Annotated in this window: 11 protein-coding genes and 1 pseudogene; 1 reads left to right on the top strand and 11 read right to left on the bottom strand. The window is 69.7% G+C overall.

Translation table 11 applies throughout. The annotated features are described in order from the left end of the window. Window positions 1–43: 43 nt before the first annotated feature. The 11 genes and pseudogenes from ACWD12_RS30205 to ACWD12_RS30155 all read right to left on the bottom strand — a co-directional run bounded on the left by ACWD12_RS30205 (window position 44) and on the right by ACWD12_RS30155 (window position 14392). Window positions 44–739 (bottom strand): UDP-N-acetylglucosamine acyltransferase, encoded by a 696-nt coding sequence (locus ACWD12_RS30205; protein ID WP_358356702.1) that lies wholly within the window; start codon window positions 737–739, stop codon window positions 44–46. A gap of 32 nt (window positions 740–771) precedes the next feature. Then, on the bottom strand, window positions 772–1980 hold the full coding sequence (locus tag ACWD12_RS30200; RefSeq protein WP_358356701.1) for a glycosyltransferase family 4 protein: 1209 nt from the start codon (window positions 1978–1980) through the stop codon (window positions 772–774). 812 nt (window positions 1981–2792) lie between these two features. Beyond that, complete coding sequence (rodA, locus tag ACWD12_RS30195) at window positions 2793–4058, bottom strand: rod shape-determining protein RodA (RefSeq protein WP_450102201.1); 1266 nt, start codon at window positions 4056–4058, stop codon at window positions 2793–2795. Continuing rightward, window positions 4055–6301, bottom strand: a complete 2247-nt coding sequence (gene mrdA, locus ACWD12_RS30190) for a penicillin-binding protein 2 (RefSeq protein WP_358356697.1) — start codon at window positions 6299–6301, stop codon at window positions 4055–4057. Before mrdA ends, rodA begins: the two co-directional genes overlap by 4 nt. Window positions 6302–6385: 84 nt before the next feature. After that, window positions 6386–6889 (bottom strand): annotated as a pseudogene (gene mreD / locus ACWD12_RS30185) (rod shape-determining protein MreD); the annotation flags it as partial. 3 nt (window positions 6890–6892) lie between these two features. Next, window positions 6893–7894: a rod shape-determining protein MreC gene (gene mreC, locus ACWD12_RS30180; RefSeq protein WP_450102200.1), complete on the bottom strand. Its 1002-nt coding sequence runs from the start codon at window positions 7892–7894 to the stop codon at window positions 6893–6895. Between the two features lie 120 nt (window positions 7895–8014). After that, complete coding sequence (locus tag ACWD12_RS30175) at window positions 8015–9034, bottom strand: rod shape-determining protein (RefSeq protein WP_358356738.1); 1020 nt, start codon at window positions 9032–9034, stop codon at window positions 8015–8017. Between the two features lie 330 nt (window positions 9035–9364). Continuing rightward, on the bottom strand, window positions 9365–9775 hold the full coding sequence (ndk, locus tag ACWD12_RS30170) for a nucleoside-diphosphate kinase (protein WP_358356694.1): 411 nt from the start codon (window positions 9773–9775) through the stop codon (window positions 9365–9367). A gap of 79 nt (window positions 9776–9854) precedes the next feature. Continuing rightward, window positions 9855–10178 carry a DUF4233 domain-containing protein gene (locus ACWD12_RS30165; protein WP_358356693.1) on the bottom strand — a complete coding sequence of 108 codons (324 nt, stop codon included), beginning with the start codon at window positions 10176–10178 and terminating at the stop codon, window positions 9855–9857. 3 nt (window positions 10179–10181) lie between these two features. After that, window positions 10182–11558, bottom strand: coding sequence for a bifunctional tetrahydrofolate synthase/dihydrofolate synthase (folC, locus tag ACWD12_RS30160; RefSeq protein WP_358356691.1), 1377 nt, complete (start codon window positions 11556–11558; stop codon window positions 10182–10184). 209 nt (window positions 11559–11767) lie between these two features. Beyond that, a complete protein-coding gene (locus ACWD12_RS30155) occupies window positions 11768–14392 on the bottom strand; it encodes a valine--tRNA ligase (RefSeq protein ID WP_450102199.1) in 2625 nt (874 codons plus the stop codon). A 316-nt stretch (window positions 14393–14708) separates the two neighbouring features. On the opposite strand from ACWD12_RS30155, the gene ACWD12_RS30150 reads away from it, so the two are divergent. Further along, entirely contained in the window at window positions 14709–15422 is a 714-nt protein-coding gene (locus ACWD12_RS30150) for a hypothetical protein (RefSeq protein WP_450102198.1), read from the top strand. Window positions 15423–15496 lie beyond the last annotated feature (74 nt).

Genomic DNA, 15496 nt, shown 5'->3' with positions numbered 1-15496 from the left:
TTAGGTCTGCTGCGCTCTGCCGGCCGCACACGCGCCCAGGCCGTCACGCCACGGGCGCGCTGCGCTCCCAGGCGGCAAGGAGCTCGGCGATGTCGTCGGGCAGACCGTCCGGGACCGGGGTGCGGCCCTTCACATACTCCCCCATGGCCGCGGCTGCCGCTCCGTTGACGCCCACTCGGCTGAGCCCGATCTCATTGATGCCGGTGGTGCGTGCCGGGTTGCCGACCGTGATCGAAAAGGGCGGTACCTCGCGTCGCACGGAAGCGCCCATTCCCACCATCGCACCGGGGCCGATCCGCCCGAACTGGTGGACCATTACACCCATGCCGATATTAGCGTACGCACCGACCTGGGTATGACCGCCGAGTTGTGCGGCACTCGACAGCGTGACCCCGTTCCCAAGGGTCGAGTCGTGTCCCACATGGCTGTAGACCAGCAGGTAGCTGTCGTCGCCGACACTGGTTTTGCGCTTGGTTCCCTGGTGCACGGTGACGAACTCGCGAAAGTAATTCCGGCTGCCGATCTCGATCCCGAAACCGTCCAGCTCCCCGTCCCAGGCCGCGGGATGGGGGCCGCCCCGGAATTCCGCAGGAGACCCTATCGACACATGGGGCCCGATCCAATTGCCGTCGCCGATGACGCACGGGCCGACAATGACGGTATACGGACCGATTACATTATCCTCGCCGATTTCGACCCCCGGCCCGATCACGGCCGTCGGATGAATGCGGTTACCCATGTTGTGGTTCCTGACGTATCAAAGCCGGGCTTTCACCGGGAGGTCAACGACGTGGTCGGCTTGGCTCGGGCCAGCCTCTCGAAGGCCAGCAAGTGGTCTTCCACGACGCGATCGAGGTTGAATCGCCCACGCACCAGCTCCTGCTGACGCTTCGCGATCTGACCGCGCTTCTCGGAGTCGATGAGCAACTCGACGATCATGGCGGCGAGGCCGCGGGCGTCGTCCGGACGGACGAGCAGGGTGTTGTGCCAGTTCTTGAGCGGGATGTCGAGGTAGGTGTCCTCGGTGCCCGCGAAGATGGTCGCCGTGCCGCTGGCCATCGCCTCCAGGCTCGCGGTGCCGGCGCCCTGCCCGGACAGGTCGTGCACCTCGATGTCCGCGGCCACGAGATACGAGTGCACGTCCGCCTGCGGCACGGTGCCCACGCAGATGAACGCGTCCGCGATGCCCAGTTCCTCGGCGCGCTTGAGGAACGCGTCGTAGTACACGCGTCCGACCACGACCACCTTGGTGTCCGGGAACTTCGCGAGCACCTCGGGCATCGCCTCGACCAGCAGCAACCGGTCGCGCAGCGGGATGACGTGCCCGACCGACCCGATGAACGGCACGTCGCCGAGCCCGAGCTCGGCGCGCACGTCGCGGGCCGGAGGCCCGCTGAACTTCTCGGGGCTGACCGGCACGACGGTCTTGACCATGTCGGCGAGGTCGGCCTTGTAGCGCTCGATGCAGTAGTCGGCCTCGATGCGGTCCTGCACGGCGAGGGTCGGCTTGTACATCGACAGGGTCGGGCGCACCACGAGCCCGTCGAGCATGCGGAAGATCGCGTGGAAGAGCGGCTTGGGGCTCTTCAGCATCGTGTGGATCGACAGCAGCACCGGAATGCGGCGCTTGCGCGCGTACCACCCGGAAAGCCAGGACAGGTCGAGGAATTGCCCGTGCTGGTGGATGACGTCCGGCTTGAAGTCGTCGAGGATCCGGAAGACCCGCTTGAGGTTCCGACGGCCCATCGTGAACGAGATGTCGAAGTCGATGGCGAGCCCGAGTTGCGGCAGGTACCGCGCGGGCAGCCGGTAGATCTCGACGCCGTCGACCACCTCATGGCTGGGCGCGTCGCCGTACGTAGCGGTCAACACGACTACCTGGTGGCCCTGTTCCACATACCCCCGGGCGAGCGAGGCCGAAAAGTGCGCACTCCCCCCGAGCCGAGGCGGATAGAAATTGTTGACGACAGCGATACGCATGTTGGCTTCGGACATCCTCGACGTGGGAACGATACGCAGGCATGTGGTGAAGAGGGCTCGCGTCGGCGCTCGGCCCTAACGCGCGATCCTACCCCGCTCGACGTCACCCCTAACGCGCGATGCTACCCCGCGCTCATGCCAGGGTCTACCTGCGACTATGTGCACGGCTTTCGGGCTGAACACTCACCTTTCGGGATACATCCGGCGCCACTGGGGCGTTGCGCGTGCCGAGGGTAACGCGCCATGCCGCGAACACCGCGATGGCCGACGCAGCCAAACCGGTGAAAACGTAGGCGTTACCGACAACGTAGCAGACGGAATATCGGCCTTCGTACCCGCTTGCTCCCCATTGGTTGACAACGGGTTGCAACGGCTGGGAGCGAGTTGAAGATCCGCAGCTGGCAGCCCCTGTCCGCGTACGGAAGTGGCAGGCACAGCAACACAACTGAGACCAAAGCGAGACTCGGCGCGCGCCACCCCCCGGGCAGGCGCGCCTGCCGCCGCGGCGACCGGCGGAGCAGCGACAACAAGCCAGACCCGGCGCCGGGCAGCGAACGGCCGTACGCGCGCGCCGGATGGCCGAGGCCGAGCGGTGCCCGCCGCGGTCTGCCCGCGAGGCGTCCACGTGGGAGCGGGCGGCCCGGGCCGTGGTGAGTTCACACCCTGACAACTTCGCAACGGCGTCCGCGGTTACGCCCCCTCGTTGCGCCCCCGGTCACGCCCCCTGGCCGGCCCGTCGACGCCGTCGGTCACGCCGCCTCGCCGCGGATCGCCCTCGTCGCGCGGTTTCCCGGCGTCGCCGAACTCCCGCCTCAGGCGCGGGTGAGCGAGCGGGCCCCGCGCATGTGCACCGATTGCAGCAGCCCGATGGCGATCCAGATTGCGAACATCGACGACCCGCCGTAGCTCACGAACGGCAGCGGCAGGCCGGCCACCGGCATGATGCCGATGTTCATGCCGATGTTCTCGAACATCTGGAAGCCCAGCCACGCCACCACGCCCGCGGCGATGATCGTGCCGAACAGGTCGTCGGCGTTCGCCGCGATGCGGATGCCGCGCCACAGCACGACACCGAAGAGGAACAGTATGACGGCGCAGCCGATGAGGCCGAGTTCCTCGCCGGCCACCGAGAAGATGAAGTCGGTCTGCTGCTCCGGGACGAACTGCCCCTGCGTCTGGTTCCCTTGGAACAGTCCGGTGCCGGTGAGGCCGCCCGATCCGACCGCCAGGCGGGCCTGCGCGACGTTGTAGCCGACGCCCGCGGGGTCGAGTTCGGGGTTGGTGAACGCCGAGAAGCGGTCGATCTGGTACTGGCTCAGTATCCCGAGTTTCCACACCGCCACCGCCCCGGCCGCGCCGAGGAAGACCAGCCCGCCGATCCACCGGGCCTGCGCACCGGACGCCAGCAGGACGCCGAGGATGATGACGCCGATCACCATCGCGGAGCCCAGGTCGGGCATCAGCATGATGATGCCGATCGGCGTCATGGCGAGCAGGACGGACCAGAACACCGCACGGTTGCCCGGGCGTTCGACGTCACCTGTGTCGACGCGTTCGGACAGCAGCATGGCCATGCCGAGGATCACGCCGATCTTGGCGAGCTCGGCGGGTTGCAGCGAGAAGCCCGCCGGCAGCAGGATCCACGCCTTCTGGCCGTTGATGGTCGCGCCGAGCGGGCTGAGCGCCGCGAAGAGGCCCAGTATGGCGAGGATGCCGATGAACGGGACCAGCACGCGCATCCGGCGGTGGCCCACGACCGCGATGATCACGAAGAGCACGAGGCCGATCGCCAGGTTGAGCACGTGCTTCTTGAGGAACGCCTGCGGGTCGCCGCCGGTCAGATGGGTGCGCGGCCGGGTGGCGGACCACACCAGCAGCGAGCCGATGACCGACAGCGCGAGCGCCGCGGCGAACAACATCCAGTCCAGACGGCGTACCGGGGCGTCGCGTTCAATCGCCCGCGCCGCGAAGGAGCGGCGCTGCTGGGCAAATGCGGGCGACAGCTTCTGCAGCGTGGGCGGGCCGCCGAGCCCGAAGGCCTTGGGCTTGCTCTGCCGCATCTTCAGCCCGAGGTTCACACGTACCTCCCCCCGCGGTACGGGAGCCGCTCGGGAGGCAGCGCACCGACCTGCTCCAGGGCGACCGCGGCACGCGGACCGTCGGGCGGTGCCTGGCCGGGGAGTTCCAGGGTGTACGCGGCGACCGGCGCGACCGTCCCGTCCGGGTTGATCTTCGGCAGTGTGGTCGGCGGGGCCGGCATGAGCGCCTTGGCCGGGTCGATGTTGCCCTTCTCGTCGACGCCGAACAGCGCGTCGTAGATCTTGCGGACGCTGGGACCCGACGTCCCGGAGCCGGTGCCGCCCTGGCTGACCATCATGACGACCGCGTACTGCGGGCCGTCGGCCGGTCCGCCGAAGGTCGCGAACCACGACGTCGACTGCTTGTTCTGCACGGAGCCGGTGCCGGTCTTGGCCCCTATCGGCAGCTTGTCCATCGGCCACCCGGCGAACACGCCGCGCGCGGTGCCGTTCACCGACACGCCCTTGAGCGCGGTCTGCAGGTAGCCGATCGCCTGCGGGCTTATCGGCAGCTTGTTGCTGACCTCGGGCTGGATCTCGCGGACCACCTTGCCGTCGGGGCTCACGATCGCCTTGCCGATCGTCGGCTCCCACAGCGTGCCGCCGTTGGCGATGGCCGCGTAGACGCGTGCCATCTGCAGCGGGGTCACGAGCGTCTCGCCCTGCCCGATCGCGAAGTTGACCGCGTCACCGGCGCGGAACTGCCAGCCGTCCAGGCAGTTCTCGTGGTAGACGAGCTTCTCCTGTCCGGTGATCTTGGGGTCGTTGGACAGGCGGCACCAGTTGTCCTTGTTCTGCTCCCACTCCGCGCGCCGCACGCTCTGGTCGACGATGCGCCCGGGGACCTCGCCGGGGATGTCGATGCCGGTCGGCGCGCCGAGTCCGTATGCGCGTGCCATGTCGACCATCGGGTGGTTCTTGCCCTTGAGTCCGCCCGCCTTGAGCCACATGTCGTACGACAGGCCGTAGAAGACGGTGTTGCACGACACTTCGAGCGCACGGGCCAGCGAGATGTCGCCGTAGCTCGCCGACTCCAGGTTGTTGAACGTGATGCCGCCGACCGTGATCCCGGACGGGCACGGGTAGTTGCTCTTGACCGAGTAGCCGTTCTCGGCGGCGGCCGACGTGGAGATCACCTTGAAGATCGAGCCGGGCGCGAACTGGCCCTGTATGGCGCGCGGCATCAGCGGTACGCCGGCCTTGGGGCTGGTCAGCGCGTCGTAGTCCTTCTTCGAGATGCCGCCCACCCATACGTTCGGGTCGTACGACGGCGCACTCGCCATGGCGACGATGCGCCCGGTCTTGACGTCCATCACGACCACCGCGCCGCTGTCGCCCGCGAAGTTGCGCTTGGTGTTGCCGGCGTCGAAGGTGGCGCGGGCGCGCAACAGGGCTTCCTGCAACTGCTGTTCGGCGACCGCCTGGACGCGCGCGTCGATGCTGGTGACCAGGTGGTTGCCGGGCACCGACGGGGTTTCGGAGACCGTGCCGGTGACGCGCCCGACGTTGTCGACGGCGAGCCCGGTCACCCCCGCCTTGCCGCGCAGGTCGATGTCGTACGTGCGCTCCAGCCCGCTGCGACCCACCTGGTCGGAGCGCTGCAGGTCGTTCTTGCCGGCCTCCTTCTGCTTGGCCAGTTCGTCGTCGGTGACCGGCGACAGGTAGCCGAGCGTGTGGGCGGCGTTGACGCCCTCGGGGCCGGGGTAGGCGCGGACCGCGGTCGGTTCGGCGGTGATGCCGGGGAAGTCCTCGCGGTGTTCCATTATCGCGAGGGCCTGCTCGGTCGTGGCCCCCTGCATGATCGGGATCGGCTGGTACGGCGAGCCGTTCCAGCACGGCTGCGGCACGTTGCGCTCGCACAGCCGCACCTTCATCTTGACCTCGTCGGCGGGGATGCCCAGGATCCCGGCGAGGCGCTCGAGGACCGCGTTGCCCTTGTCGGGCTGCTTCAGCAGCTCGGTGCGGCTCGCGGACACCACCAGCGTGGTGCGGTTGGCGACCAGCGGGCGGCCCTTGTCGTCGAGGATCGAGCCGCGGACCGCCGGGGTGACGACCTGGCGCACGTTGTTGCTGATGGCCGCCTTGGTGAACTCGTCGCCCTGGCGGATCTGCAGGTACCAGAGGCGGCCGAACAGCGTGATCACCAGGGACAGCACCAGCACTTGGAGGATGATCAGCCGGGCCCGGACGCCATGGGCACCGTCACCGCGCGAACGCCCCGCGTTCGACAGGCTGGGCATCATCGGCGTATCACTCCCACGTTCTGGCTTCGACTGGCGGTGCGGATCGGGCCGAGGAGCGGCCCGGGCGGTGCGTCAGATGGGCAGCACTGGCTGCGGGTCCGTGCGGCGTGCGCCGGCCATGACCAGCGGCACCACGAACGGGGCGAGCAGCGCGTCGTAGATGACGGCGGTGAACATCAGGTGTCCGAGGCCGACGTCGCGGGCCGCGCTGTCGCCGACGAGTGCGCCGACTCCGGCGTACAGCGCGGTGGTCAAGGCGGCCAGGAAGACGACGATGAGGATGGGCGTTATCACCGACTGGCGGTTGCGCGTGGCGAACAGGCCCGCGATATAGCCGGCGATGCACAGCACGATCGCGTATCGCCCGGCGGCGTGGTCGGCCGGCGGTGCCAGGTCCGCGCACAGGCCGGCGGCGAAGCCGACGACGCAGCCCGCGGTCGGGCCGTACGTCATCGCCATCCCGACCACGATCAGGAGCAGCAGGTCGGGCACCGCCCCCGGCAGGCCGAATCGGGCCAGCACACTGACCTGGACCACCAGGCCGACGAAGATGAGGACGGCGGCGTACAGCACACGTGCGGCTCCCACCGGTCAGTCCCTCCCTGCCGCGTTCGGTGTCACGGGCTTCTTGGTGGGCCGCCCGTTGGCCGACGGCTTGCCGGTCGCGGGCGGCGTGGTGGACGGCTGCGGCGCGGCGGCGGGTGCGACCGGCGGCGCGGCCGGCGGCGGCGCGGGCGGGGCGGGCAGCACCGCGTCGCGCGGGTCGGTGCGCGGCGGCTCGACGACGACGCCGACGGTGTCCAGGCTGGTGAACTTCACGAACGGCCTGACCTCGAGCGTCTTGGTCAACGTGCCGGGCGTGGAGCGTACTTCGGTCACCTCGCCGACCGGGACCCCGGGCACGAAGGGACGCCCGCCCTGCGACCCGAAGGTCACCAGGCGGTCGCCGGTCTTGACCGGGGCCTGCCCGTTGAGCAGTTGCAGCCGCATGGGGCGGTCGCCCTGCCCGGTGGTGATCCCTATTTCCTGCGACCCGGCCATGCGCGAACCGACCGAGAAGCCGGGGTCGGTGGCCAGCAGGACCGTCGCGGTCATCGGGCCGACGGACGTGACGCGGCCGACGAGGCCGTCGCCGTTGATCACCGTCATGTCGGCCTTGATGCCGTCGCCGGTGCCGGCGTCGATGGTGACCGTCCAGGAAAAGCCCTGCGCCGGACCCACCGCGACGACGCGCGCGGGCTTGACGCGGTACTGGCCCGCGGACGCGACCTTGAGCAGCTTGTCGACCTCGGCGACGCGCGCCCGGTCCAGTGCGATGTTCTCCAACTGCTGGCGGAGTTTGGCGTTCTCCTCCTCCAGCTTCTTCTTCTCGTCCTCGTGGCTGCCCGCGTCGCGCACCGCGTCGATGGCGTCGGCGATGGGGTCCACCGCGTTGGCGGTGCCGCGCTCGGCCGGGCCGAAGACCGCCGAGGCCCAGTCCCGCACGTGCGAGACCGGCGAATTCCGGCCGCCGCGGATGTCCACGGTGATCAAGGCGAAGGAGATCGCGAGCAGCAGCACGAGGACCATGCGGCTGCGGCGGGAGTCCCTCACGATGCGCCCCGCCCCTTTCCTGGCATTCCTGGTGTTCCTGGCATGACCCGGTGACTACGTGCCGGCGTGCCGGCCGGTCGGATCCGAACCGAGCGGACGGTCCGGTCCGGAGCGTGGCGGCTAGCGACGCGGCTGTGCGTCGAGAACCTGTTGCAGGGCTTCGTACTCCTCGACGCACTTGCCCGCGCCGAGCGCGACGGAGTCCAGCGGGTTGTCGGCGATGTGGATCGGCATGCCGGTCTCCGCGCGCAGGCGCTCGTCGAGGCCGCGCAGCAGCGCGCCGCCGCCGGTCAGCACGATGCCGCGGTCCATGACGTCGCCGGACAGCTCGGGCGGGCACTTGTCGAGGGTGGTCTTGACCGCGTCGATGATCGTGTTGACCGGCTCCTCGACGGCCTTGCGGACCTCCGCGGTGGAGATGACGATCGTCTTCGGCAGGCCGCTGACCAGGTCGCGGCCGCGGATCTCGCTGTGCGCGTCGTCGCCGAGGTCGTACGCCGACCCGATCGACATCTTGATCTCCTCGGCGCTGCGTTCGCCGAGCAGCAGCGAGTACTCCTTCTTCACGAAGTTGATGATCGCCATGTCGAGTTCGTCGCCGGCGACGCGGATCGACTGCGCGGTCACGATGCCGCCCAGCGAGATGACCGCGACCTCGGTGGTGCCGCCGCCGATGTCCACGACCATGTTGCCGGTGGCCTCGTGGACCGGGAGCCCGGCGCCGATCGCGGCCGCCATCGGCTCCTCGATGATGTGCACGCTGCGCGCGCCCGCCTGGCTGGAGGCCTCGACCACGGCGCGGCGCTCTACCCCGGTGATGCCGCTCGGCACGCACACCACGACGCGCGGACGCGCGAGGTAGCGGCGGCGGTGCACCTTGAGGATGAAGTAGCGGAGCATGCGCTCGGTGATCTCGAAGTCGGCGATGACGCCGTCCTTGAGCGGCCGGATGGCGACGATGTTGCCGGGGGTCCGGCCGATCATCTTCTTCGCCTCGGCGCCGACCGCGAGGATGCCGCCGGTACTGGTGTTCTTGGCGACGACGGAAGGCTCGTTGAGCACGATCCCGCGCCCACGGACGTACACCAGCGTGTTGGCCGTGCCGAGGTCGACTGCCATGTCACGACCGATGAACGACAAATTGTTCGCCATGAAGCAACCAGGGCCTTCCGGAGCTTTTTTCAGCCATGTGTTACAGCCGGGGGACGTGAACCGGCCTACTGCGCACGGCTGGGACCGGTCTCAATCGTAGGCGTGCCACGCCGAGCGGAACACCTGCCAACCACGATGACGTGATCATCAGACAGATCGACACGTGCCACGCACGCCAATGGGGTCTTTTTTAGTTTTTCGTGCCTAACCCTCACTCAAACGGACCACGACGAAACGGAATCCGGGCAGCACGAAGCGACAGAAGACCCCCGTCGTACGGTGACGCGCGTCAACCCGCGCGGCCGTGGTTCCAACCGGTCAGGCGAGGCCGGGGAAAAAGTTCTTGATCTCCCGTGCCGCGGACTCCGGGGAGTCGGATCCGTGCACGATGTTCTGCTGTGTGACCGTCGCGAGGTCACCCCGGATCGTGCCGGGCGCGGCCTTGATCGGGTCGGTGGCACCGGCGAGCGTACGGAACGACTCGATGGCGCGCTCGCCCTCGACCACCATCGCGACCGACGGGGCCGACGTCATGAACTCGACCAGGCTCGGGTAGAACGGCTTGCCCACGTGCTCCTCGTAGTGCCGCTCGACGGTCTCGCGGTCCATCACCCGCAGGTCCAGTGCGGCGAGGGTGAAGCCCTTGCGCTCGATGCGGCCGATGACCTCGCCGACGAGGCCACGCCGGACACCGTCCGGTTTGACGAGGACCAGTGTGCGCTCGGACAAAGGGGGACTCCTCAAGGGGGAATTGCTGACGCTCGATCAACTCAACGCCCCGAGCCTATCGGGGGTCACGGCGGCGTTGTCAGGAGTGCGCGGCCTTCGCGGCGTCGATGGTGCGGCCCACCCGAACGCACGCGTACCAGATCGCCGCGAAGATCACGCCGACCACGAACATCATCGGGACCACGAAGCCCGCGGCGATGAGGGCGACTTGCAGCGCCCAGCCGGCGGGCACCGCCCACGGCGCGGACAACTTGCCGCACAGCAGAATGCAGAGGACGGCCGATGGACCGGCCACCGCCCACAGCGTCCCGGTGGAGATGTCGGTGAGCGACATCGCCACGAGCGCGGCCAGGCAGATCACGATCGCCTCGCCGATCAGATGGGTGGAACACAGGGCACGCACGGGTCATCCCCTCCCTTGCCGACCGCCGGTGAGCAGGACCCGCGCCTCGCCCACCGTCACCACCGAACCTGTGACCAGCACCGCGGCGCCGCCCAGGTCCCCTTCCTCCTCCGCGAGGCGCACCGCGGCGTCGATCGCGTCGTCGAGGCGCGGAACCACCTCGACCCGGTCGTCGCCGAAGATCTCCACGGCCAGCGCGGCGAGTTCGTCGACGGGCATCGCGCGGCGCATGGAGTTCTGCGTCACCACGATCTCCGCGAAGATCGGCTCGAACGCCTCCAGGATGCCGCGCACGTCCTTGTCCGACATCGCGGACACCACACCGACCAGGTGGGTGAAGTCGAAGGACTCGGCCACCGCTTCGGCGGCGGTACGCGCGCCCGCCGGGTTGTGCGCGGCGTCCAGCACGACCGTCGGGCCGCGCCGCACGATCTCCAGGCGCCCGGGCGAGGTCACCCCCGCGAAGGCCTCGCGCACCAGCTCGACGTCGAGCTTGCCGGTGTGGTCGAGGCCGACGCGCTGACCGGTGCCGACGCCGAAGAACGCCTCGACGGCGGCGAGCGCGACGGCGGCGTTGTGCGCCTGGTGGGCGCCGTGCAGCGGGAGGAAGATGCCGTCGTACTCCCCCGCCAGCCCGCGCAGGGTCACCATCTGGCCGCCGACCGCGAGGTCCCGGCGTACGACACCGAACTCCATGCCCTCGCGCGCGACGGTGGCGCCGACCTCGACGCTGCGGCGCAGCAGGGTCTCGGCCGCCTGCAGCGGCTGCTGGGCGAGGACCGCGAGCGCGCCCTGCTTGATGATGCCGGACTTCTCGACGGCGATCTCGGCGGGCGTGTTGCCCAGCTTCTCACTGTGGTCGACGGCGATCGGCGTCACGACGGCCACCGTGCCGTCGGCGACGTTGGTCGCGTCCCACGAGCCGCCGAGGCCGACCTCGACCACCGCCACGTCCACCGGGGCGTCGGCGAACGCGGCGAACGCCATGCCGGTCAGCACCTCGAAGAACGACAGGGGCAGCGGCTGGGTGGAGTCCACCAGGCCGACGTACGGCACGATGTCGCGGTACGTCTCGACGAACCGCTCCGGGCTGATCGGCTCGCCGTCCAGGCTGATGCGCTCGGTCATCGACTCGACGTGCGGGCTGGTGTAGCGGCCGGTGCGCAGCGAGAACGCGCGCAGCAGTGCCTCGACCATGCGGGCCGTCGACGTCTTGCCGTTCGTGCCGGTGATGTGGATGACGGGGTACGAGCGCTGCGGCTCGCCGAGCACGTCCATCAGCGCGGCGATGCGCGCGGTGGACGGCTCCATCTTGGTCTCCGGCCAGCGGGCGACCAGCTCGGCCTCCACGGAGCGCAGGTCGGCGGCGGGGTCAGTCACTGGTGGTCACCGGGTTCGTCGTGATCGGGTGGTTCGTCGTGGTCGGGCGGTGCGCTGCCATCGGGTGGTGCGCCGCCCTCCGGCGGCTTGCCGCTCGGACGGCTTGCGCGCCTTGTTGTCCTCGTGTGCCGCGTGCGCCCTGTGCGCCTTGTGCGGACGGCCCGTTCGCCCCCGCCGGAGGGCCGTCCGCACAGAGCACGGCGTTTCCGTCAGACCTTGGGCAGCCGGTCGAGCTGCCCGGCGATGCGCGCGATGTCGGCCTCGGCGGTCTCCAGTTGGCCGCGCACCTTGGCGACGACCTCGGCCGACGCCTTGCTCAGGAAGCCCTCGTTGGCGAGCTTCTTCGTGCACTGCTCCTTGACCTTCTCGGCCGCCCCGCGGTCCTTCTCCAGACGGCGTCGCTCGGCGGCCACGTCGATCGCGCCGGACAGGTCCAGCTCGACCAGCGCGCCCGCGATCGGGAACGACGTGGTGGCGGCGAAGCCTTCGCCGTCCGGTTCGAGTCGGGCGAGCGTACGGATCGGCGCCTCGTGCGCGGCGAGCGCGGTGCCGCCGAGGGTGAGCCGCGCCGGGACCTTCTGGCCCGGCTTGAGGCCCTGGTCCCCACGGAAGCGGCGGACCTCGGTGACGACCTGCTGAAGCGTCGTCACCTCGGCCTCGGCGGCCGGGTCGCGGCGGTCGGCCGGCTGCGGCCACTCGGCGACCACCAGCGACTCCCCGCCGGTCAGCGCCGTCCACAGCGCCTCGGTGACGAACGGGATGATCGGGTGCAGCAGGCGGAGCGTCACGTCGAGGACGTGGCCGAGGACACGCCGGGTCGCCGCGGCCGGGGCGCCGCCCGCCTGGAGGGTGATCTTGGACAGCTCGACGTACCAGTCGAAGACCTCGTCCCACGCGAAGTGGAAGAGGGCGTCGGTCAGCTTCGCGAACTGGTAGTCCTCGTACAGCGCGTCGACCTCGGCGACGGTCGCGTCCAGCCGCGAGAGGATCCACCGGTCGACGGTGGACAGCTCCTCGGCGGGCGGCAGCGGGCCCTCGACCGTGGCGCCGTTCATGAGCGCGAACCGTGTCGCGTTCCAGACCTTGTTGCAGAAGTTGCGCGACCCCTGGACCCAGTCCTCGCCGATCGGGACGTCGGTGCCCGGGTTGGCGCCGCGGGCGAGGGTGAAGCGCAGCGCGTCGGTGCCGTACGCGTCCATCCACTCGAGCGGGTCGACCGCGTTGCCGAACGACTTCGACATCTTCTTGCCGAACTGGTCGCGGACCATGCCGTGCAGCGCGATGGTGTGGAACGGCGGAGTGCCGTCCATCGCGTACAGCCCGAACATCATCATGCGGGCGACCCAGAAGAACAGGATGTCGTAACCGGTGACCAGGACCGACGTGGGGAAGAACTTCTCCATGTCGGCGGTCTGCTCGGGCCACCCGAGCGTGGAGAACGGCCACAGGCCCGACGAGAACCACGTGTCGAGGACGTCGTGGTCCTGGTGCCAGCCCTCCCCGGACGGCGCCTCGTCGTCCGGGCCGACGCAGACGACCTCGCCGTTCGGGCCGTACCAGACCGGGATGCGGTGGCCCCACCACAGCTGGCGCGAGATGCACCAGTCGTGCAGGTTGTCGACCCAGCCGAAGTAGCGGGCCTCCATCTCCTTGGGGTGGATCGCGACGCGGCCGTCGCGCACCGCGTCGCCGGCCGCCTGTGCGAGCGGGCCGACCTTGACCCACCACTGCATCGACTGGCGCGGCTCGACGGTGGTCTTGCAGCGCGAGCAGTGCCCGACGGAGTGCGTGTACGGGCGCTTCTCGGCGACGATGCGGCCGTCGGCACGCAGCGCGGCGACGATCGCCGAGCGGGCCTCGAAGCGGTCGAGCCCCTGGAACGGGCCGTGCGCGGTGATGACGGCCCGCTCGTCGAGGACGGTGATCGACGGCAGGTCGTGGCGCCGGCCGATCTCGAAGTCGTTCGGGTCGTGGGCGGGCGTCACCTTGACCGCGCCGGTGCCGAACTCGGGGTCGACGTGCTCGTCCGCGACGATCGGGATGCGGCGGCCGGTGAGCGGCAGTTCGATCTCGGTGCCGACCAGGTGGCGGTAGCGCTCGTCGTTCGGGTGGACCGCGACGGCGGTGTCGCCGAGCATCGTCTCGGCGCGCGTGGTCGCCACGACGATGGCGTCGGCACCGCTGCCGTAGCGGATCGAGACGAGCTCGCCCTCGTCGTCCTGGTACTCGACCTCGATGTCGGAGATCGCGGTCAGGCAGCGCGGACACCAGTTGATGATGCGCTCGGCCCGGTAGATCAGGCCGTCGTCGAACAGGTTCTTGAAGATCGTCTGGACGGCGCGCGACAGGCCCTCGTCCATCGTGAAGCGCTCGCGGCGCCAGTCGACGCCGTCACCGAGGCGACGCATCTGCCCGAGGATCTTGCCGCCCGACTCGTCCTTCCACTGCCACACGCGCTCGACGAACGCCTCACGGCCGAGGTCGTGGCGGGACAGGCCCTCCTTGGCGAGCTCGCGCTCGACGACGTTCTGCGTCGCGATACCGGCGTGGTCCATGCCGGGCTGCCACAGCGTCTCGTAGCCCTGCATGCGCTTGCGGCGCGTCAGGCTGTCGATCAGCGTGTGCTCGAAGGCGTGGCCGAGGTGCAGCGATCCGGTGACGTTGGGCGGCGGGATGACGATCGTGTAGGCCGGCTTCGTGCTCTTCGCATCGGCTTCGAAGTAGCCCGCGGCTACCCAGCGCTCGTACAGCTTGGCCTCTACCTCGGCAGGGGCGTACTGGGACGAGAGGGTCTGCGCTTCGGCAGCGGCTGCGGAGGAAGAAGTCTCGGTCACAGCACCCAAGTCTACGGAAGGCGGACCCCCTCTTCGGCACCGCACGGACACAGCGGGCACGGCGTCGGCGTCACCGGTTTGTCACCGTGCTGTCACCGGCCTGCCTCGGTAAGGAAAACACCTGGTCGGAGCGCTAATGTTCGGAGCCGAGCCGGACAGGCGGCCGACCCTGGGGGGCCATGGGGAGGACGCCGGGCGGATCCGGCACCGGACTCGTCCTTGGGGGGACCCTGTGCGCACTCGCATTTCCACTCGTACGTTTGCTCGTACTGCCACTCGTACGTCTGCTCGTACGTCCATTCGTGTCTCCACGCGTGTGCTCGCCGCCGCGATGCTGGGCACGCTCGCGCTGACCGCATGTGAAATGCCCGGCGATGACAAGGACAAGGCCGAGGGCACGCCCACGATCTCGGCCGAGCCGTCCGGATCGGCGCCCTCGGCGGACGCCTCGGATCCCGGCAGTTCCCCGGCCGCGTCTCCGGGCGCGACGGACGCGACCGGCAAGAAGCCCGGCGGGACGAAGACGCCGACCGGGGCCGCGTCCCCCGACTCGGGCGGCAAGTCCGGGCCGCGCGTCCTGGTGTCGGCCGCGCGTACCGGCGGCTACGAGCGCCTGGTCGGCGACGGCGCGCCCTCGGACGTGCCGGTCGACCCGGGAGAGATGACCGACGAGAACAACCTCGTCGTGGTCGCGTACGGCAAGACGCCGACCAGCCCGCGCGAAGTGCTCTTCGTGGGCGTCGACGGGCTCGCCACGACTGACGGCAAGCGCGTGGAGCACATGGTCCGCGGCATGATCGACTACGTGAACGGGGACGGCGGCAGCGTTCCGGAGGGCGTCACGATGAAGACGTACGCCCCGGGCCCGCTGGGCGGCACGGTCGAGTGCATGCCGGCGCAGGACGCGTACCCGGCGGCCATCTGCGCGTGGTCGGACAACAACACCGTCGCGGTCGCGTACTTCGACAAGCTATCCGCGGACGCGGCGGCGAAGAAGCTCGTGGAGATGCGCACCGATCTGGAGAAGTAACCCGTTCGGGCGGACCGGTGAGCCGGCGGACCGGTCGACGCGGCCAACCACGGCATCGGGCGCCTACGCGCCCC

Source organism: Streptodolium elevatio (assembly GCF_053592165.1).
Note: the sequence above shows the minus strand (reverse complement) of the source record. Positions and strands in the feature narration are given on the sequence as shown.

Excerpts from the sequence above, each read along its gene's own strand:
- mrdA (WP_358356697.1), bottom strand. The coding sequence starts at position 6,301 with ATGATGCCCAGCCTGTCGAACGCGGGGCGTTCGCGCGGTGACGGTGCC.
- ACWD12_RS30205 (WP_358356702.1), bottom strand. The coding sequence starts at position 739 with ATGGGTAACCGCATTCATCCGACGGCCGTGATCGGGCCGGGGGTCGAA.
- ACWD12_RS30200 (WP_358356701.1), bottom strand. The coding sequence starts at position 1,980 with ATGCGTATCGCTGTCGTCAACAATTTCTATCCGCCTCGGCTCGGGGGG.